The following is a 19,109-nucleotide window of genomic DNA, read 5'->3' as shown; positions in this document are numbered from 1 at the left end:
CAGGGTCGTCCTTGCGTCCAATACATCGTCGGTCCTGCATTGATGCCTGGCCGGCATCGGAAGGTGGTGCTAGCGACCGCCGCGCCCTGCCAGGATGGCGTCCTGCTGGGACTTGATCATGTGCTGCACGATCGCCATCAGTGCCGCCGCGGTCATGCCCAGCATCAGCACGCCGTTCACCGCCTCCAGCGGCCCGAGCAGCCTGCGCTCGGGGCTCATGACGATGTCGCCGTAGCCGAGCGAGCTGAAGTTCACCGCCGAGTGGTACATCGCTTCATAGGCTCGCGGGAATTCGCCGAGCCACAGGAACAGCCAGCCCCACAACGCGATCTCCACCAGGTTGCCGGTCATCATCACGATCGTGCAGATGACCAGCGGCCGGATGCCGGCCAGGAAGCCCGGTCTGCCCGTGTTGCCGATAGCCTGGCGCACGTAATACCGCACGGACCAGAACAGGGAGGCTGTCTGGGCGATGAGGCACAGCACCATCATCGGCATGCCGATGAGGAGGTTCTGGACGGTCATGGGGTCTCCTTCTGCAAGAGTTCGACGGTCGGCGTCCGCGGCGGCCTGGCGCGCCATCGTTCCAGGGCCCACACGGTCGCCCAGGCGTAGAACGCGACGCCTACGAACAAGCTGAGGCGCATCGCACTGCCCGCGAGCACACTCTTGCCGCTCGCGCTGTCTTCGATCGCCGGGCCGAAAAGAATCAGCGCGGTGATCAGCGCATTGCTCCAGAACGACGGGCGAAAGCGCGTGCGCCGGACGCCGAACAGGGCCGAGCCGGCCCACAACGCAGCGGCCATCAGCCACAGCACCAGCATCCACAGGCTGGGCCACAACGACAGGCCGAACCACGCAACCAGGGCCATCAGGGCCCCCATCAGGGTCGATCCGACCAGCTCGCGCCCGGCCGTGCGGGCCTGGGTTTCGCCGGCCTGCTGGCCGAGCGCCACCGTCTTCATGATGGCCGCCAGGTAGAGCGACGGGTTGGTCAGCGCGAGCACGAACACGGGCATGACGACCAGCGTGCCGCGCAAGGCGATCCAGCGGGCCGCGTCGCGATCGGGTGCGGCAGCGAGGTCCGCCGCCGCGGCAGGCCGCGGCGGGTCGGGGAAGAGGGCGTTGGAGACCGCGCTGACCACCGCGCCCACGAACAGGCCGACGCCGAGCGCCACGCTCAGCACGCTGACCAGGCCCTGCTCGGCCACGCCTGCGATGGGGATCAAGGTGAACGCGAGCACCAGCACCGTGGTCAGCGCCTGCTTGCGCAGCTGGCCGATGAAGAACAGCGCGAACAGCAGCACCGCGGTCAGCAGCACGCCGGCGAAGGCGTAGTGTTCCAGCAGCGGCACCATCAGGATGCCGGCGGCCACGAGCGCGGCGAACAGGAGCGCGACGACAGCCGCCTTGAGCAGCGGCAGCGGCGGACCCGGCTTGCACAGCACCAGCACCGCCATCACGCAAGCGACGTACGGGACCGGCAGCGCCAGCCCGTAGGCGATGAAGGTGGCCAGTCCCAGGCCGATCGCCAGTCGCAGTGCCGCCTTGTCGCGCGGGTGCATGGCCGGTCCTCAGTACAGGTAGGACAGCCAGCTGATCACGCGCATGTAGAGCGCGCCCAGCGGATTCATCAGCGAATGGTCGCCGGTGTAGACCAGCACGTCGGCCTGCCCACCGACCCGCGCCCCCTTCAGCCTGGGCACCTCGGCGGGGTCGAACTCCACCGCCACCGGGATGCGCTGCGCCTGGCGCAACCAGTCGCGGCTGTTCTCCACCGTCGGCAGCGATCCCGGCGCCGATTGCTGGCCGCTGCCGACGCCGCGCCCGAGGGAGCGCACGCGTCCCTTCAGCACTTCGCCCGGCATGGCGTCGAGCACGATCGCGACCTCGTTGCCAGGAATGACGTGGCCGATGTTGTTCTCGGTCAGGTCGGCGCTGATCCACAGGTCGTGCATGGCGATCAGGGTCATGACGGGCGCGCCGGGCTGCGCGAAATGGCCGACGTCGGTACGCAGGTCGGTCACCACGCCGCGCGCCGGCGCCAGCACGCGCGTGCGCGCCAGGTCCAGTTCGGCCTTCTCCACCGCCCCGATCGCGCTGCGCAATTCCGAATTGCCCTCGCCGCTTTCGCCCGCGGCCTCCTGCGCCTTGCGCAGGTCGGCCTGGGCGCGGTGAACCTTGCTGCGTGCCTCGTCCCGCGTCGACTGGGCCGTCTCCAGGCGGCGCACCGAAATCGCTCCGGAGTCCTCTTCGTACAGCTTCTCCAGGCGACTGGCGTCGCGCTGGGCCATGTCGTGGTTGGCTTCCGCCGCCGCCAGCGAAGCCCGCGCCGAGGCGACGCCGGCGACCGACGCCTTGACCGAACCGCGCACGGACTCGAGGTCGGCACGGGCACGGGCCAGCGCGATCCGGTAGGGCTCGGGGTGGATGTCGAACAGCCGCTGGCCGGGCTGCACTTCGTCGTTGTTGCGAACGTGCACGGCCATCACCTTGCCGGCGACTTCCGCTGCCACCGGCACGACGAAGGCCTGGATGCGCGCCTGCGAGGTGCTCGGCGTCAGGCGGGCGCCGATGAAGTACAAGAGAAGGCTCGCGACGATCAGCAGTGCGATCACGATGCCACCCAGGCGGGCGCCGGGGCCGGACCGGTCTGCGGGCGGAGCTGCGGGCGGAGCTACGGGGGGAGCTGCGGGCGTCGCGGCAGTGGCGGTGTGCTTCGTCATGGGGCGGGCGGGGAGTTCGGCAGGAACTCGGTCGAAGCGGGTGGCAGCGGCGCATCCAGCAGCTGGTTCCAGTCGCTGCGCGTGTTCAGCGTCTCGCGGGTCGCGTCGTCCAGCAGGGGCCTGGAACGGCCCGCCTGCCAGCCACCGCCCATGGCCTTGTACACGGCGATCAGGTACTGCACCACGCTGCCCTGGGTGATCACCAGGCGTTCCTGCTGGCTGAACAGGGAACGTTGCGAATCGAGCACCCGCTGGAAATCGACCAGCCCCTCGCGGTACTGGATGGTGGCGATGTCGAGCGAACGGCGTGCCGCCTGCGCCGCGTCGCGCAGGACGTCGATCTGCGCGCGGCTGTACGCGAAGTTCGTCGCTGCGTCGTCCAGCTCCCGCGCGGCGCGCAACACGGTGTCCTGGTACTGCTCGTACAACTGCTGGAAGCGTGCATCCTGCACCAGCACCTGGTTTTCGAGCCGGCCATGGTCGAACACGTTCCACACGAGCGCCGGGCCGAGGACCCAGTCGAGCCGGGTGGGCGTCGATGCCAGCGAGGTGGCCGACAGGCCGAGCGATCCGGTCAGCGCGATGGACGGGTAGAGCGCCGCCTTGCTGACGCCGATCTGCGCCGACTGTGCCGCCAGCTGCAATTCGGCGGCACGCACGTCGGGCCTGCGCCGCAACAGGTCCGCCGGCATGTCGGCGACCAGGTGCAACGCCACCTCTGGAATTTTTTCGGCTCCGCTGCTCAACTCGGGCAGCTCACCGGGCGGACGTGCCAGCAGCACGCTCAATGCGTTGTGGGTCTGGCGCAGGTTGCTGCGCAGCTCGGGGATGGAGGCCAGGGTGCTCAGGTACTGCGAACGGGCCTGTTGCACGTCGAGTTCGGATTCGACGCCGCTGCGGAACAGGCGTTCGGTGATCTCCAGGCTGCGCTTCTGGATCGCGGCGTTCTCCTGCACGATGCGAAGCCGCAATTCGGTGGTGCGGATGGACGCATAGAAGCTGGCCGCCTGCGCCGCCACGAGGACCTGGAGGTCGTCGTATTGCGCGATGCCGGCGAAGTACGCGGCATTGGCCGACTCGATGCCGCGCTTGAACTTGCCCCAGAAGTCCAGCTCCCACGCCAGGTCGAAGCCGGCGCTGGCGGCCCAGAGGCCGGTGCTGCTGCCGCCCGACTCGCGGCTGCCCGTGCGCACGACCGAGCCTGTCGCCTGCTGCAACTGCGGGTACAGCGCGCTGCCTGCGATGCCGAGCTGGGCACGCGCCTCCAGGATGCGCAGCCCGGCGGTGCGCACGCCGGGGTTCGCCCGCTGCGCCTCGGCCACCAGTTGGTCGAGCACGGGGTCGTTGAATTGCCGCCACCACGCGTCGTCGTGCTGCCCGGCGCTGCGTGACGACGGCGTGTCCACCACCGTCTGCAGCGCGCCGCCGGTCCATCCCTCCAGCCAGGGCACGGTCGGCCGCGTGAAGTCCGGGCCCAGCGTCGTGCAGGCGCACAGCACCAGTGGTGCGAGCAGCGCTGGTGCGCGGGCCGTCCGGCGCGTGCGTGCCGCGGGCACGGTGTCAGTCGGCTGCGGGCCTGTCGGTGGCGCTCCCCGCACGTTTGACATCCGGGTTGGCTGCCACCCAGCTCATGAAGACCTTGTAGCCCAGCGCCAGCAGCGTTGCACCGACGAACAGGCCGAGGATGCCGGCGGTCGCCATGCCGCCCAGGGCGCCGAGCAGGATGACCGGCATCGGCACATCGACGCCGCGGCCCAGCATCAGGGGCTTGAGCACGTTGTCCATCATGCCGACCAGGAGCAGCAGCACCGTATAGCCGGTGGCCGCGAGAGTGCTGTACTCGCCGGTCCACCAGATGTAGCCGATGGCCGGCAGCGTGACGATCAGGGCCGGCACCTGCGCGATGCCCAGCACGAGCACGATGGCCGTCAGCACTCCCGCCAGCGGCACGCCTGCGACCAGCAGGCTCAGGCCGACGGCGATGGCCTGCAGGAACGCGATGCCGATCACCCCCTGGGCGACGGCCCGGATGGTCGCCACCGACAGGACGGCGAGATCCTCACCGCGTTCGTAGCCGAAGATGCGCGCGAAGATCGCCTTGCTGGCGCGATCGCCGGCCTCGCCAAAGGCCATGATGATGGCCGCGATGATGAAGGCCGCCACGAACTTCAGGATGTCGGCCCCGATCCCGGCCACCATCGCGAGCGCCGCCTTGGCCACGTCGCCGATCTTCGGCTGCAGGCTCTGGACCGCCGCGGGCAGGTCGTTGTGCGCGGCTTCCCAGGCGGCGTGGACCTTCGGGCCGATGACGGGCCATTCGGCGACGCTGGCCTTCGGCGGCGGAATCTGCAGCGTGTTCTCCTGCACACCGGTGACGGCCCGCTGCACCGAGTCGCCCATCGAGTTCACCAGCACGGCCGCAGGCGCGACGATCAGCGCGATGCCGATCAAGGCGATCAGCGTGGCCGCCCAGCCCTGCCTGCCCCCCAGCTTCGCGGCCAGCGCCAGGTGCAAGGGGTACAGCGTCACCGCCAGGATCAGCGCCCATTCCATCAGCACGACGAAGGGCGAGAAGACCTGGTAGCACAACAGCACCAGGACCAGGATCAGGCCGGCACGAATGAGGACGTCGAGGAGGCGGCCAGCGACCTGCTGGTCGAGGTCGGGAGCGAGTCGTGTCGGTTTGTCCATGCTGATCCTCCTGTCGCGGCCGATGGCGGCGCGCCAGACACGACGGAGGGACGTCGGGCACTCGACTACAGTGCTTCGGGGTTCGCCAGCCGGACGACGCGGGTACGAATCTTCTGTATGGGATGAGGCCGATTGCTCAGCGGAGCGTCGCACTTGGCCTGGCGGCAGTCAACCCTTTTCTGGGCGGCGTCTGAGGTCGTCCGGCCTCGCCGCGCGCGGACAATGGGTCGCACGGCATGCCCCGGCGTGCGATTCACAACGTCAAGGAGTCTCCATGGCTGGTCCCGCTCCCGGCATTCCCCCGGCCTTCGGCAGGGACACGAACGTCGGCTTCATCGGCCTCGGCATCATGGGCAGCGGCATGGCGCACTGCCTGCTACGCGCGGGCTATGCGCTGCACGTGTTCGCGCGGCGCGACGAGGCGGCGCTTGGGCTGGTGCAGGCCGGGGCGCAGCGCGCGGCCACGGCGGCGGACGTGGGCCGGGCCTGCCCGCTGGTGTTCCTGTGCCTGTCGGACGATGCGGCGGTGGAGGAAGTCCTCTTCGGCCCGCAGGGGCTGGCGCAGGGTCTTGCGCCCGGCAGCTGCGTGGTCGACACCAGCACCATCGCCGCCAGCTCCGAGCGGCGCTTCTCGCAACGGCTGGCGGCGCAGGGCGTCACCTTGCTGGACGCGCCCATCAGCGGCGGCCAGCAGGGCGCGGAAAGCGGCACGCTGGCCTGCATGGTCGGCGGACCCGCGGCAGCCGTCGATGCCTGCCGCGGCGTGATGGGCGCTTTCTGCAAGGCCATCACGCACGTCGGCGAGGTGGGAGCAGGGCAGACGGTGAAGTGCTGCAACCAGGTGGCCGTCGCCGGCGCGCTGCTGGGCGTTGCCGATGCGATCGTGCTGGCGACCTCGCAGGGCGTCGATCCGCGTGTCATGCGCGAGGTGCTGCTGGGCGGAACGGCGCGCAGCTTCGTGCTGGAAAAGCACGGCGAGCGCGTGATCGCCGGTGACTTCAAGCCGGGCTTCCGCGCCCGCCTGATGCGCAAGGACCTGCGCATCGCGCTGGAGACCGCGCGCCAGGGCGGCGCCAGCTTGCAGGCCGCGCCGGTCGCCGAGCTGCTGCTCGGTGAACTGTGCGACGGCGGCCGCGGCGACCTGGACTGGGCCGCACTGGGGGCGCTGGTGCAGGAGAAGGCGGCACGCTGAGCGTCGTGCCGCAACGGCTTCGTCCGTGAGCCGGCGCCTGGGCGGCCGGCGATCGGATCAGGATTGCGCGACGGACGTGCAGCCGCTCTCCTGCTGCGTGCCGGAACTTTCCGGTGACGGGCGCGCCAGCGCGTTCAGCACCGAGGTCGCGGTGACCGCTGCGCTCGCCGAGGCCTCGACGATGACGTGGTGCGCCGCCACCAGCGACTGCAGCGAATCCGCCGCGAGCTCGCGGGTCGCGTCGCAGGGCGAGATGACATGGATGATGGGGGGATGGTCCAGCGCGCGCAGCAGGCGCGCCGTCTCCGCGAGCACGGCGCGCGCGCGGGTGTGTTCGCGCCCCACCAGCAGGACCAGGCGCTCCACGTGGCCCAGCCCCAGCAGCCGGATGCCGGCGGAGAGCGCGCGGCGCGACAGGCCCTGCACGCGGACCGTGGTCGTGAGGCTGGCGGCGAGGTCGGCGTAGGCCGCACCGACGTCGCAGCGCCGCAGTTCGCTGCCGGCATAGCGCTGGTAGGCGATGCGCGCCCCCGCCTGCTGCGCCACCGAGCGCACGAGCTCGATGGCGTCGTTGTCGTCCGAAGCCACGGCCAGCACCTGGCGCCGGCCGACGAATCCCAGGGACCCGTTGGCGTCCACCAGGCAAGGCGCGCTGAGCGCCTGCCAGACCTCGACCGGTTCGGCCGCCCAGCCCTGCTCGTGTTCGCGGGCGATGTAGTGCAGGCGGCGGGCGACGTCCGAGCTTTTCTCGGCGTGCAGGGACGCGATCTGCACCGGCTCGGCCAGCGACGACGGGCCGCGGCTGCGGTGCAGCAGCATCGGGCGGCCCGCGCCGGCATCCCGGGGCAGCTGATCCCAGGCTTCGTTCACGGCCTCCTCGGGGCCTTCCAGCCATTGCACCAGCCAGCCGGCGGTGGAAAGCAGGGCGGTGTGGACGTGGGTGGAGGCGGCGCTCTCCAGCAGCGCCGCGCGCTGCGCCAGCATGGCTTCGACCGCGGAACCCGCGTGAGTCCGGTGGGTGGCGCACAGCAGCCGGACGCATGGCGCGCCCACGCGCGAAGAAACGTCGATCGTTAGCATGCTTCAATTGTTCAGGCATGAAGCAAATGGGTCCAATGCATAATTAGTTCTAATCCAATGCAGCGGGTGCATCCATGGACCTTCGCCGCTATACGCACATCGTGGCGCTCGCCGAAGAAGGCAGCTTCAACGCCGCCGCGCAGCGCGTGCACCTGACCCAGCCGGCCTTCAGCCGCAGCATCCAGGCGGCGGAAAGCGAGCTGGGATTGCAGCTGTTCGTGCGCGGCGGCAAGCGCATCCGCTGCACGGCGGCGGGCAGTTTCGTCGTCGACCGGCTGCGCGGGCTGCTGCAGGCCAGCAGCAACCTGCATCGGGACGTCGGGATGTTCCGCGATGGGATGGTGGGTGACCTGCACTTCGGCATGGGCTCCTACCTCTGCGTCGCGTTCCTGCCGGCCCTGCTGGCCGACATGCGGCGGCACTTTCCCGCGGTGCGCATGCGCGGCGTGGTGCAGCACCCCCTGCTGCTGCTGGAGCGCCTGCGCCACCATGAACTGGAGTTCGTGGTGATCGAGCGCCGGTTCGCACCGGCGGACCTGGACACCGAGCCCCTCGCGCCCGTCCCCGGACAGTTCTACGTGCGCGCCGGCCATCCGCTGCTGGCCCGCGGCAAGGTGCGCATGCAGAACCTGGCGCCTTACGGTCTGGCCTCGGGCCGCATGCCGCGGCCGATGCAGGATGCGCTGCGGCGGGCCATGGAGCTGGCCGACCACGATGAACTGCCGTTCGCGCTGGAATGCGACGACACTTCCGCGCTCAAGGCCGTGACGCTCGCCTCCGACGCGGTGATGCCGGCCGCGCCCATGCTGCTGGAGCATGAGCTCGCCACCGGGGCCCTGCGCGAGCTGCCGGTGCAGGACCCGCCTCCCGGCCTGGAGTTGCAGCCGGCCATCGTCTCGGAACGCGGCCACATCCTCAGCCCCGCGGCGACCTATGCCGCGCAGTGCGTGCGCAACAACGCGCTGGAAGCGAAGGGAGCAGCCGGCCCGCGGCGTCCCCGGAAGAAGCCCACGTGACGCACCCGGGCGGGGATGCCGGCGATCGAATGCTTCGTGGTGGCGCTGCGTGTTGCAGCGCCTGCATCACTCCAGCTTGACGCCCGCTTCCTTCACCACCTTGCCCCAGCGCACCAGTTCCTGCGCGAGGTAGGCGGACATTTCCTCGGGCGTGGAGGGTGCGGGTTCGACGCCCGCATCGAACAGCGCCTTCTTCGTGTCCGGCGCGGCCATCAGCTTCGCCACTTCCGAATTCAGCTTGTGCACGATCTCCGGCGGCGTGCCGGCCGGGGCCAGCAACGCGAGCCACACGGACGCGTCGTAGCCGGCGACACCGGCCTCCTGCATGGTGGGCACGTCGGGCAGTTGCGGTGCGCGCTTCGCGGTGGTGACGGCCAGCGCCTTCAGCCGTCCCTGCGGCACCTGTGCCAGCGCGTTCGGCACCCCGGCAAAGCTGCTCTCCACCACGCCCGCGACCAGGTCGGTGGCGGCGCCCGAACTGCCGCGGTAGGGCACGTGCTTCAGCGGCGCGCCCGTCATGGCGGCGAACAGCCCGCCCATCAGGTGCTGCGCGCTGCCGTTGCCGGACGAGGCGTAGTGGATCTGCTCGGGTTGCGCCTTGGCCAGCGCGATGAACTCCTGCACGTTCTTCGCCGGCACCTTGGGATGCACCAGCAGCACGTAGGGCGAGTCGACCAGCTTGCCGACGGCGGCGAAGCTCTTCACCGGGTCGTAGCCGAGGTTCTTGTAGATCCAGGGGCTGATCACGTGCGTGCTCGACACCATCAGCAGCGTGTAGCCGTCGGGCGGCGACTTGGCCACGAAGTCGGTGCCGATGGTGGAGCCGGCACCGGCCTTGTTCTCGACGACGAACTGCTGGCCCATCGCCAGCGACAGCTTGACGCCCAGGATGCGCGCGACCACGTCGGTGAAGCCGCCGGGCGCGAACGGCACGATCAGCTTTACCGGCCGCGAAGGGTAGGCCTGCACCGCGGCCGCCGATGCGGCAGGGGATTGCGCCGAGGCCGGTCCCCACGCCAGCAGCAGGCCGAAGGCGAGGGCGGGAATTGCGTGCCGCATCGCCCTCACCCCGTGTAGACGGGATCCTGCAGCGTGTAGAACGCATGCAGGATCTGGTAGACCATCATGTAGTTCTTCTGCTGGAAGCTGGCGTGCGAGATGCCGCGCATCACGCTGAACTGCTTCTGCATGTTCGGCAGCCGCTGGAAGAAGGCCAGCAGGTCCTCGATGCTCGCGATGCCGTCCCACTGGCCGCGCAGCACGATGGTGGGCACGTCGATCTTCTCCGGGTCCACCAGCGGCAGCCGCGAACACATGTCGACGTAGGTGCCGGTGGGCATCGACGAATCCAGCGTGAGGATGGCGTCGGCGAAGGCTTCGATGGTCGCCTCGTCGGCCGTGCCCGGGTGGTCGCGGTTGAAGATGCTGTGCACGAAGGCGCGGTCGATCGGCCGCCGGTTCTTCGCCTGGAATTCCGGCAGCTTCTTGCGCCGCTGCTCCAGCGTCGGGCTGCCTTCGCCGGTCCACACGAAGGCATCGAGCGCCAGCTTCTCCACGCGCTCGGGATGGCGCTGCGCGAACAGCGCGGCCTTGAGCGCGCCGGAGGAGATGCCATAGAACAGCAGCTTCTTCGCACCGGTCGCCTGCAGCACGTACGCGCTGCCCACCGCGAGGTCATCCGCGCCGGTGCTGATGTCCGAGTTGATCGGGCGGTGCTTGTCGGAGCGCCCGTAGCCCTCGTTGTCCATGGTCCAGGTGTCGTAGCCCTGCTGGGCGAACCAGTCCATCGCCGACGAGAACGGGCGCCCGGGCACGTGCAGGTCGAACGTCGGCTGCGCCGCCATCGAGGAGCCGTGCACGAAGAAGAGCGTCCCCCGGTGGGGAACGCCCGGCGCGGCCTTCTTGTTCCAGAGGAACAGCTTGACGTCGCCCTTGCGCGTCCAGTGTTCCGTGCCGCCCGTCCATGTCACCTCGGTCATCGCGCCTGTCTCCTGGAGAGTGTTGGTATGCCACCATTCTGGAGGGAGCGCGCGGACCGGCGCAAGGAGGGATTCCCTCCGGGCGCCGCCACGGACGAGGCAGGGGCGCTACCAGCGCGCGCCGAAGGCCGTGCGCAGTTCCTGCAGGGCGTCGGCCGACAGCGGCTGCGGCGGCGGAGCCGAGAGGTGCCACAGCCTGGCCGTCTCCTCCAGCTCCTCCAGCACGGCCATCGCCTGCATGGGCGTGTCGTGCCACACGTTGGGGCCCAGCCGCGTCAGCATGACGGCGCGCAGGGGCGTGCCGCGCGCGGCGTAGCGACCGATCAGTTCGGCGACTGCCTCCGCCGCTTCGGGCGCGCCGGGCCGGTGGTAGGGCACCACCGGCACGTGGCCGACCTTCATCACGAAGTAGGGCGTGATCGGCGGCAGCAGGTCGCCGAACGGATCGGACAGCGTGAGCGCCACGCAGTGCGTGCTGTGCGTGTGGATCACGCAGCCGGCCCCGCGGCTGGCGCCGTAGATGCGACGGTGCAGCGCCAGCGTCTTGCTGGCCGGCGCGCCGGACACCTGGCGGCCGTCGGCATCCACCTTGGAGAGGGTCGCCGGATCGAGGAAGCCGAGGCAGGCGTCCGTCGGCGTGATGAGGAAGCCGTCGTCCAGCCGCACGCTGATGTTGCCGGCGGTGGCATGCGCGTAGCCGCGTTCGAACAGGCTGCAGCCGACGCGGCAGATTTCCTCGCGGGCCTGGGTTTCCGTCATGCGAGCACCTTGAAGGATTTGTGGAAGAAATCGGCGCTGCCGAAGTTGCCCGACTTGAGCGCCAGGTGCAGCTGTGCGTTGCAGGCGGTCGCGGTGGCGAAGCACCATGGCACGCCGGGATCGATCTGGGGGCCGATGCGCATCTGCTGCACGCCCAGCGCCTGCACGACCGCGCCGGAGGTTTCGCCGCCGGCCACCACGAGCTGGCGCACGCCGGCTTCCACCAGGCCGCGGCCGATGGCGGCCAGCGCCTGCTCCACCAGCGTGCCGGCGTCGTGCACGCCCAGGTGCTGCTGCACCGAGCGCACCGCGTCGGGGGTGGCCGTGGAATACACCAGCACCGGGCCGCTGGCCAGGCGCGGCCGCGCCCAGTCCAGCACCGCGGCGATCACCGCGTCGCGGCGCTGCGCCAGCTGCAGCGGCTCGATCACGTAGGAGGCGCCGCCGGCACGCTGGAAGTCGGCCACCTGCTGCTGGGTCGCCAGCGAGCAGCTGCCCGACACGATCGCGCGCAGGCCCGACGCGGGCGGCAGTGCGGCAGCCGCCGCCGAAGGCTGCAGGCCGTGGTTCTGCGGCAGGCCGATCGCCACGCCGGAACCGGCCACAACCAGCGGCGCGTCGGCGATGGCCCGACCCAGCGCGAGCAGGTCGGCGTTGTCCACCGCGTCGACGATGCCGAAGCGCACGCCGTCGGCGCGCAGCTGCGCGATGCGGGCGCGGATCGCCTCGCTGCCCGCGCGCACCACGGCATGGCCGACCAGGCCGACCTGGCCCTGCGACTGCGCCTGCATCACGCGCACCAGGCTGGGATCGGTCATCGGCGTGAGCGGGTGGTTGCGCATGCCCGATTCGCTCAGCAGCACGTCGCCCACGAACAGGTAGCCCTGGTAGACGGTGCGCGCGTTCTCCGGGAAGGCGGGCGTCACGCAGCAGAAATCCGCGCCCAGCTCCGCCAGCAGCGCCTCCGCGACCGGGCCGATGTTGCCCTGCGCGGTGGAGTCGAAGGTGGAGCAGACCTTGAAGTAGAACTGGCGGCAGCCCTGCGCGCGCAGCCAGCGCAGGGCGTCCAGCGATTGCGCCACCGCATCGGCCGCGGCGATGGTGCGCGACTTCAGCGCGACCACCACGGCATCGGCGTCGCCCACGGCCTGCGAGGGAACGCCGATGGTCTGCACGACCTGCATGCCGGCGCGCACGAGGTTGTTGGCGAGGTCGGTGGCGCCGGTGAAGTCGTCGGCGATGCAGCCGAGGAGGAGGGGACGGGGCATGGCGCTTTCAGTAAGGCGGCGCGAAGCCGTTGCGGCCCGCGTTCACGCGCACGACGGTGGGCTGGCCGTTGATCTCCTGCACGTTCAGCGCGACCGGCGCGCCGACCACCACCAGGCTGCGGTCGCCGGGGCGCGTGCTGATGATGGGGGTGTCGGGCGGCACGACGATGGTCTTGGTGCCGTCCTTGTACTTCAGCTCCAGCCGCTGGCCGCCGGTGATGGCGGTGACGTCGGCCACCGTCGCATTGGTCATCGTGCTTTGCGGCAGGAAATCGAACGGGCGGTGGCCTTCGCCGGTGCCGCGCAGGTTCTCGGGGAACAGCAGCACCGCGATCGCGCGCTGGCTGCCGTCCGGCTGCGGCATGGCGCCCACGCCCACGAAGCTGCCCGGCTTGATGTCGGAGAAGGCGATCGGGAACACCTCGGCGACGGTATAGGTGGGCGACAGCGCCAGCTCGGTGCGCTGGCCGCCGCGCTCGCGCAGCGTGAGCTTGCTGTCCGTCAGGGCCTCGATGGTGCCGCGCAGGCGCACGGTGGGCGCCTGCTGCGCGAAGCCGATGGCGGGCGCCAGCGTGGCCGCGGCCAGGGCGCCGAGCACGCGGCGGCGGGTAAAGGCTGTCTTCATGGGGAACTACCTCCTTGGTGCATCCCGTGGCGAATGGCCTCGAGCAGGGCCTGGGGCGGCGCCGGCTTGACGAGGTGCTGCTGGAAGCCCGCATCATGCGCCTTGACCACGTCCGCCGCCGTGCCGTAGCCGGTGAGGGCGACAAGATAGCAGTTCGCGCCGTTGCGGTGCGCGCGCACCCGCGCCGCCAGTTCGTAGCCGCTCATGCCGGGCAGCCCGATGTCCAGCACCGCGACGTCCGGCTGGAACGTGTCCAGCAGCGCCAGCGCCACCCCCGGGTCGTACGCCACCCGCACCTCGTAGCCGGCGATCTCGAGCAGGGCGGCAGCCGTGTCGGCCGCGTCCTGGTTGTCGTCCACCAGCAGCACGCGGCCTTCGCCCTTCGGCGCGGCGCTGCCGTCGCCGCCGGCCGCCGACGGCTCGGGCGGCGCGATGACGGGAAAGCGCAGGGTGAAGTTGCTGCCGCGGCCGTCGCCGGCGCTTTCCGCCTGCACCTGGCCCCCGTGCATCTCCACCAGGCTGCGCACGATCGCCAGCCCCAGGCCCAGGCCGCCGCGCGAGCGGTCGGCGCCCTGGGGTGCCTGGTAGAACAGCTCGAACACGTGCACCAGCACGTCCGGCGGCATGCCGAAGCCGTTGTCCGCCACCACGATCTCGGCCTGCGCGTCGCCGGCGCGCCGCAGGCCCAGCACGATGCGGCCTTCCGGCCCGGTGAACTTCACGGCGTTGCCCAGCAGGTTGTGCAGCACCTGCCCCAGCCGCACCTCGTCGCCCGCCATCCACAGGCTGCGCGCGTCCTCGTCGATCTGCAGCGCCAGCTGGCGCAGTCCCAGCACCGGCTGCACGGCCTGCGCCGCGTGCTCCACCAGCTCCGCGAGCCGCAGCGGCTGCATCCGCATTTCCAGTCGCTTGCCGGTGATGCGCGAAACGTCCAGCAGGTCGTCCACCAGCCGCTTCATGTGCGCCACCTGGCGCTCCATCACCTCGCGCTCGCTGCGGTTGGCCGGATCGCCGCGGCGCGCCATCAGGTGCAGCGCGGTTGCCATCGGCGCCAGCGGATTGCGCAACTCGTGGCCCAGCATGGCCAGGAACTCGTCCTTGCTGCGGCCCGCGTCCTCGGCGCGACGCAAGGCCTCGGTCACCTGGGCGAGCAGCTTCTCGCGCTCGCGGGCGGCCCGGTCGCGCTCGGCCGACGCGTGCTCCAGTGCCCGGCCCACGTCCTCCAGTTCGGCGATGCCCAGCGGCTGCAGCCGCACCGGCGCGCCGCGGCCCAGCGCCGCCGCGGCTTCCTTCAGGGTTTCGATCGGGTCGATCACGTCGCGCGAGAAGTACCAGGCGAGGAAGGCCGCCAGCGCCAGCGAGGCGAGCAGGCCAGCCGCAACCGCCCCGAGGACGCCATACAAGCCGCTGTTGGCGTCCTCGGCGGAGATGCCGGTGGCGACCACCCAGCCCCAGTTCTGCAGCCGGCTGAAGCCGGTGTGGCTGCGCATGCCCTCCAGCGTGGTGGTGACCCCCGTGCCCTCGACCGCGCCGGAACGCAGCATCGCTTCCAGCGAGGGCGCCGGGCGGTAGACGACGTTGGGGCGGGAGCGCGCGACACGGTGGAGGTTCTGGTCGAACACCGACACCACCGAGGTGGCAGGCACGTACTGGCGCAGCAGCACGGCCAGGATGTGGTCGGTGGGGATGACCGCCGACAGCACGTAGTGCAGCTCGCCCTGGCGCAGCACCGGCAGCCGCACCGCGAATGCGGGGCCGGCCCCGCGCTGTCCTTCCGCGACCGTTCCGACCACGGGCTCACGGCCTTCGACGGCCTTGGCCATGCTCACCGGATCGACCGGCGTGGGACCGACCGCGCCGAAGGGCTGGCTCGAGCTGAACAGCACCTTGCCGGTCGCGTCCGCCAGCACCACCGTGCGCCAGCCCGCGGCGGACGCGATGCGGCCGGAAAGGGCATGGAAGCCCCGCAGCCGGTCCGGCTGCAGCTCGTCGGACAACGCCATGCCTTGCAGCACGCCGATGGTGGCGCGCAGTTCCGAGTCGACCGCCGTGCCCAGCGCGCGCGACACGGCCAGCGCGGTCTGCTGCGCATCGCGCTGCCGTTCGTTCGTGAGGTACACCAGGACCACGGCCGCGACGATGGCCAGCGGAAGCAGCCCGCTCGCGGCCAGCAGGAACAGCCGGAAGCGCAACGGACGCCCGGTGTCCTCGGCTTTCATTTCTGCCGGATGACGTACCGGACGAACCCGTCCGCCTGAGCGAACCGGTCATAGAGGCGGCGCGCCTCGACGTTGTCGGCCTTCGTGAGCCAGTACAGGCGGGCCCAGCCTTCCGCGCGCATCGCGTTGCGCAGCCATTCGAGCAGCGCGCTGGCCACGCCGCGCCGCCGGGCCGAGCCGAGGACGAACAGGTCCTCCAGGTAGCAGATGGCCTGCGCCTCCCACGTGTTCTCGTGCACCACGCAGTTGGCGAACCCGTAGACCTGTCCGTCCACCTCGGCCACGATGCACATGATCTGCGAGTCGGGGTCGAGGATGCGCTTCCAGGTGCGGTCGGTCACCTCGTCGGGGACCTGCGCGTCGTAGAACTCGCAGTACGCCCGCCAGAGCTGGCGCCAGGTGGCCTCGTCGGCGGGCAGGGCGGCGCGGATGATGCAGGGCGTCGTCGTCACGCGGCCATTGTGCCTCTGGTGGCCTCCAGCTGTGCGGCCAGCACGACCGCGGCATGCAGGGCCTGCCGCTGGGCGCCGTCGTGGATCTGGTGGCGGCAGCTGGTGCCGTCGGCCACCACGATCGCGTCCGGCGCCGACCGCACCGCGGGCAGCAGGCTCAGCTCGGCCATTTCCATCGACACGGCGTGGTGCCTGGCCTCGTAGCCGAAGCTGCCCGCCATGCCGCAGCAGCTGGATTCGATCAGCTGCGGCTGCACCCCGGGAATGAGCTTGAGCACCTCCAGCACCGGCGACACCGCGCCGAAGGCCTTCTGGTGGCAATGGCCGTGCACCAGCACCGGCCGGGCCAAGGGCTTGAGCTGGCCCTTGAGCTGCTCCAGCCGGCCGGCGGCCGCTTCGCGGGCCAGGAATTCCTCCAGCAGCAGGGACTGGCCGGCCAGCACCCCGGCGCGCTCGCCCAGGCCCATGGTGGTCATCTCGTCGCGCATCGACAGCAGACAGGAAGGCTCCAGCCCGACGATGGCGATGCCGCGGGCCGCCAGCGGATGCAGTGCGTCCAGCAACTCGGTCGCCTTGGCCCGGGCCTCGTCGACCATGCCGCTCGCGAGGTAGGTCCGGCCGCAGCACAGGTGCTTGCCGTCGGCCTTCTGCTTGGCCGCGACGTGCACGGTGTAGCCGGCCGCCTGCAGCACCCGCAGGGCGGCGCGGGCGTTGTCGGACTCGAAGAAGCCGTTGAAGGTGTCGACGAACAGCACCACCGGCCGGGCCGCGGTGAGCAGCTCCTCGCGCGTGGCGCCCACGCTGCCGCTGTTGAAGAAGTGACGACCCTGCCACTCGGGGAGGCTGCGCTTGGCAGAGAGGCCCAGCACGCGCTCGCCCAGGGCGGCCAGCAGGCCGCTGCGGTTGCGCAGGTTCAGCACGCCGGCGAACTTGCTGGCCGTGGCGGCATAGTCGGGCAGCCGTGCGACCAGCTTGTCCTTGAGCGACCAGCCGTTCTTTCTGCCGTCGGCGTGGCGGAACTCGATCTTCATGCGCGCCATGTCGACGCCGGTCGGGCAGTCGCGCTTGCAGCCCTTGCAGCTCACGCAGAGTTCAAGCGCTTCCCGCACGGCATCGCTGGTGAGCCCGTCGGCCCCGAGCTGGCCGCTCACCGCCAGCCGCAGCGTGTTGGCGCGGCCGCGGGTGAGGTGCTGCTCGTCGCGCGTCACGCGGTAGCTCGGGCACATCGTGCCGGCGTCGAACTTGCGGCAGTGCCCGTTGTTGTTGCACATCTCCACCGCCTTGGCGAAACCGTGCGCGGGGTCGCCGCCGGTTCCGGGCGCGGTGGTCTTCTCGGTGGCGGGATCGTTCTGCACGTCCCAGGCGCTCCAGTCCAGCGCGGGCTGAAGCGGGATCACCTTGTAGGTCGGCGGAAAACGCATCAGCCGCGTGTCGTCCATGCGCGGCGGGTCGATGATGCGCTGGGGCGAGAGCAGGCCGATCGGGTCGAACAGGCGCTTGATCTCGCCGAAGGCCGCATCGATCTCGGAGCCGAACTGCCAGCGGATCCACTCGCCGCGGCACAGGCCGTCGCCGTGCTCGCCGGAGTAGGCGCCCTTGTACTTGCGCACCAGCGCCGACGCCTCCTCGGCGATCGCGCGCATCTCCGGCGCGCCGTTGCGCCGCATGTCCAGGATCGGCCGCACGTGCAGCGTGCCGACGGACGCGTGCGCGTACCAGGTGCCCTTGGTGCCGTGCTTGCGGAACACCTGCGTGAGCGCGTCCGTGTACTCGGCCAGGTGCTGCAGCGGCACCGCGCAGTCCTCGATGAAGGACACCGGCTTGCCGTCGCCCTTGAGGCTCATCATGATGTTGAGGCCGGCCTTGCGCACTTCCCACAGGTTCTTCTGCGGGGCGTCGTCGGCCATCAGCACCACCGAGCCGGGCAGGCCCAGGTCGCCCATCAGCTGTTCCAGGTCCTTCAGCTTGCGCAGCAGGGCTGCCTTGTCGGCGCCGGCGAACTCCACCAGCAGCAGGGCGTCGGGCGAGCCGATCAGCGCGGTGCGCACGGTCGGTGCGAACGCCGGGTTCTGCAGCGCCAGCTCGATCATCGTGCGGTCCACCAGTTCGACGGCGGTGAGCGTGCCGTCGGATCCGAGCTGCACGATGTGCTGCGCCGAGTCCATCGCCTTGTAGAAGGTCGGAAAGTTCACGACCCCCAGCGCCTTCGCCTTGGGCAGTTCGGACAGCTGCAGCTTGAGCGACTTCGTCAGCGCCAGCGTGCCCTCGCTGCCCACCAGCAGGTGCGCCAGGTTGACGCTGCCGTCGGCGGTGTAGGGCTTCTCGTTCTGGTTGTGGAAGACGTCGAGGTTGTAGCCGGCCACCCGGCGCAGCACCTTGGGCCAGCGCGCCTCGATCTCCGGCCGCAGCGCCTGCGCCAGGTCGCGCACGCTTTCGCCGAGCCGGCGCGCTTCGCCGCTGGCTGCTTCGAAGCGGCCGAAGCTGTGCAGCCGGCCGTCCGAAGTCCAGGCCTCGGCGCCGAGCACGTTGTGCACCATGTTGCCGTAGGCGATGCTGCGGCTGCCGCAGGAGTTGTTGCCGGCCATGCCGCCCAGCGTCGCCTGCGCCGCGGTGGACACGTCCACGGGGTACCACAGGCCCGTCTTCTTCAGGTGGGCGTTGAGGTGGTCAAGCACCAGGCCCGGCTCCACCGTGGCGGTGCGGTTGGCGGCATCGACCTCCAGCACCTGGCGCACGTGCTTGGAGAAGTCGATCACCAGGCCCGCGCCCACCGTCTGGCCACACTGGCTGGTGCCACCGCCGCGCGGGACGATCGGCACCTGCAGGTCGCGGCAGATGTCCAGGGCGATACGCGCGTCCTCGGCGCTGCGCGGCACGAACACGCCGACCGGAACCACCTGGTAGATCGACGCGTCGGTCGCGTAGCGGCCGCGGTCGGCGGGCGAGAACAGGACCTCGCCCTGGGTCTCGGCGGCCAGGCGTTGTGCCAGCCGGCCGGCGACTTCGTTGCTGGCGGCGGAGACCTGCTCGTAGGCGGAGTCCGCGGCCTCGCGCGTGATCTTCAGCGGCAGCGGCGCGTTCATCGGACAACCTTTCTTGCGG

General features: G+C 70.7%; 16 protein-coding genes. 2 read left to right on the top strand and 14 right to left on the bottom strand.

Features of this window, described 5'->3' with window-relative positions; genetic code table 11:
• Positions 1 to 69 precede the first annotated feature (69 nt).
• Genes AC1DSA_RS22760 through AC1DSA_RS22740 form a run of 5 tightly spaced genes read right to left on the bottom strand, consistent with a single transcriptional unit; the run spans position 70 to position 5,417 of the window.
• Positions 70 to 525, bottom strand: coding sequence for an ion channel (locus AC1DSA_RS22760; protein WP_477893180.1), 456 nt, complete (start codon positions 523 to 525; stop codon positions 70 to 72).
• Positions 522 to 1,565, bottom strand: a complete 1,044-nt coding sequence (locus AC1DSA_RS22755) for a DUF2955 domain-containing protein (protein ID WP_477893179.1) — start codon at positions 1,563 to 1,565, stop codon at positions 522 to 524. Before AC1DSA_RS22755 ends, AC1DSA_RS22760 begins: the two co-directional genes overlap by 4 nt.
• 9 nt (positions 1,566 to 1,574) lie before the next feature.
• Positions 1,575 to 2,726 carry an HlyD family secretion protein gene (locus tag AC1DSA_RS22750; RefSeq protein WP_477893178.1) on the bottom strand — a complete coding sequence of 384 codons (1,152 nt, stop codon included), beginning with the start codon at positions 2,724 to 2,726 and terminating at the stop codon, positions 1,575 to 1,577.
• Positions 2,723 to 4,282 carry an efflux transporter outer membrane subunit gene (locus AC1DSA_RS22745; RefSeq protein WP_477893177.1) on the bottom strand — a complete coding sequence of 520 codons (1,560 nt, stop codon included), beginning with the start codon at positions 4,280 to 4,282 and terminating at the stop codon, positions 2,723 to 2,725. Before AC1DSA_RS22745 ends, AC1DSA_RS22750 begins: the two co-directional genes overlap by 4 nt.
• A 4-nt stretch (positions 4,283 to 4,286) precedes the next feature.
• Positions 4,287 to 5,417, bottom strand: coding sequence for an AI-2E family transporter (locus AC1DSA_RS22740; protein WP_477893176.1), 1,131 nt, complete (start codon positions 5,415 to 5,417; stop codon positions 4,287 to 4,289).
• Between the two features lie 274 nt (positions 5,418 to 5,691).
• Here AC1DSA_RS22740 and AC1DSA_RS22735 point away from each other — a divergent pair, with 274 nt between their 5' ends.
• On the top strand, positions 5,692 to 6,609 hold the full coding sequence (locus AC1DSA_RS22735; RefSeq protein ID WP_477893175.1) for an NAD(P)-dependent oxidoreductase: 918 nt from the start codon (positions 5,692 to 5,694) through the stop codon (positions 6,607 to 6,609).
• 57 nt (positions 6,610 to 6,666) lie between these two features.
• Here the strand turns inward: AC1DSA_RS22735 and AC1DSA_RS22730 are convergent, their stop codons facing one another.
• Positions 6,667 to 7,689 carry a hypothetical protein gene (locus AC1DSA_RS22730; RefSeq protein ID WP_477893174.1) on the bottom strand — a complete coding sequence of 341 codons (1,023 nt, stop codon included), beginning with the start codon at positions 7,687 to 7,689 and terminating at the stop codon, positions 6,667 to 6,669.
• A 74-nt stretch (positions 7,690 to 7,763) separates the two neighbouring features.
• Here AC1DSA_RS22730 and AC1DSA_RS22725 point away from each other — a divergent pair, with 74 nt between their 5' ends.
• Positions 7,764 to 8,705 (top strand): LysR family transcriptional regulator, encoded by a 942-nt coding sequence (locus AC1DSA_RS22725; protein WP_477893173.1) that lies wholly within the window; start codon positions 7,764 to 7,766, stop codon positions 8,703 to 8,705.
• A gap of 66 nt (positions 8,706 to 8,771) precedes the next feature.
• Here AC1DSA_RS22725 and AC1DSA_RS22720 read toward each other — a convergent pair whose 3' ends face one another.
• The 8 genes from AC1DSA_RS22720 to AC1DSA_RS22685 all read right to left on the bottom strand — a co-directional run bounded on the left by AC1DSA_RS22720 (position 8,772) and on the right by AC1DSA_RS22685 (position 19,090).
• The gene (locus tag AC1DSA_RS22720; RefSeq protein ID WP_477893172.1) at positions 8,772 to 9,764 is read right to left on the bottom strand and encodes a tripartite tricarboxylate transporter substrate binding protein; all 993 of its coding nucleotides are present in this window, start codon (positions 9,762 to 9,764) and stop codon (positions 8,772 to 8,774) included.
• Between the two features lie 5 nt (positions 9,765 to 9,769).
• Positions 9,770 to 10,684: an alpha/beta hydrolase gene (locus AC1DSA_RS22715; protein WP_477893171.1), complete on the bottom strand. Its 915-nt coding sequence runs from the start codon at positions 10,682 to 10,684 to the stop codon at positions 9,770 to 9,772.
• 108 nt (positions 10,685 to 10,792) lie between these two features.
• On the bottom strand, positions 10,793 to 11,443 hold the full coding sequence (locus AC1DSA_RS22710; RefSeq protein WP_477893170.1) for a class II aldolase/adducin family protein: 651 nt from the start codon (positions 11,441 to 11,443) through the stop codon (positions 10,793 to 10,795).
• Positions 11,440 to 12,711, bottom strand: coding sequence for a 3-oxo-tetronate kinase (gene otnK, locus AC1DSA_RS22705; protein ID WP_477893169.1), 1,272 nt, complete (start codon positions 12,709 to 12,711; stop codon positions 11,440 to 11,442). Before otnK ends, AC1DSA_RS22710 begins: the two co-directional genes overlap by 4 nt.
• A gap of 7 nt (positions 12,712 to 12,718) precedes the next feature.
• Positions 12,719 to 13,336, bottom strand: a complete 618-nt coding sequence (locus tag AC1DSA_RS22700; RefSeq protein ID WP_477893168.1) for a hypothetical protein — start codon at positions 13,334 to 13,336, stop codon at positions 12,719 to 12,721.
• On the bottom strand, positions 13,333 to 15,555 hold the full coding sequence (locus AC1DSA_RS22695) for a hybrid sensor histidine kinase/response regulator (RefSeq protein WP_477893167.1): 2,223 nt from the start codon (positions 15,553 to 15,555) through the stop codon (positions 13,333 to 13,335). Before AC1DSA_RS22695 ends, AC1DSA_RS22700 begins: the two co-directional genes overlap by 4 nt.
• A complete protein-coding gene (locus AC1DSA_RS22690; protein WP_477893166.1) occupies positions 15,552 to 16,007 on the bottom strand; it encodes an N-acetyltransferase family protein in 456 nt (151 codons plus the stop codon). Before AC1DSA_RS22690 ends, AC1DSA_RS22695 begins: the two co-directional genes overlap by 4 nt.
• On the bottom strand, positions 16,004 to 19,090 hold the full coding sequence (locus AC1DSA_RS22685; protein WP_477893165.1) for an FAD-binding and (Fe-S)-binding domain-containing protein: 3,087 nt from the start codon (positions 19,088 to 19,090) through the stop codon (positions 16,004 to 16,006). The genes AC1DSA_RS22690 and AC1DSA_RS22685 overlap by 4 nt, the downstream gene beginning before the upstream one ends.
• Positions 19,091 to 19,109: the final 19 nt, after the last annotated feature.

The organism is Ramlibacter sp. P4_H7 (assembly GCF_056400765.1).
This window is presented reverse-complemented; position numbering and strand designations above follow the sequence as displayed.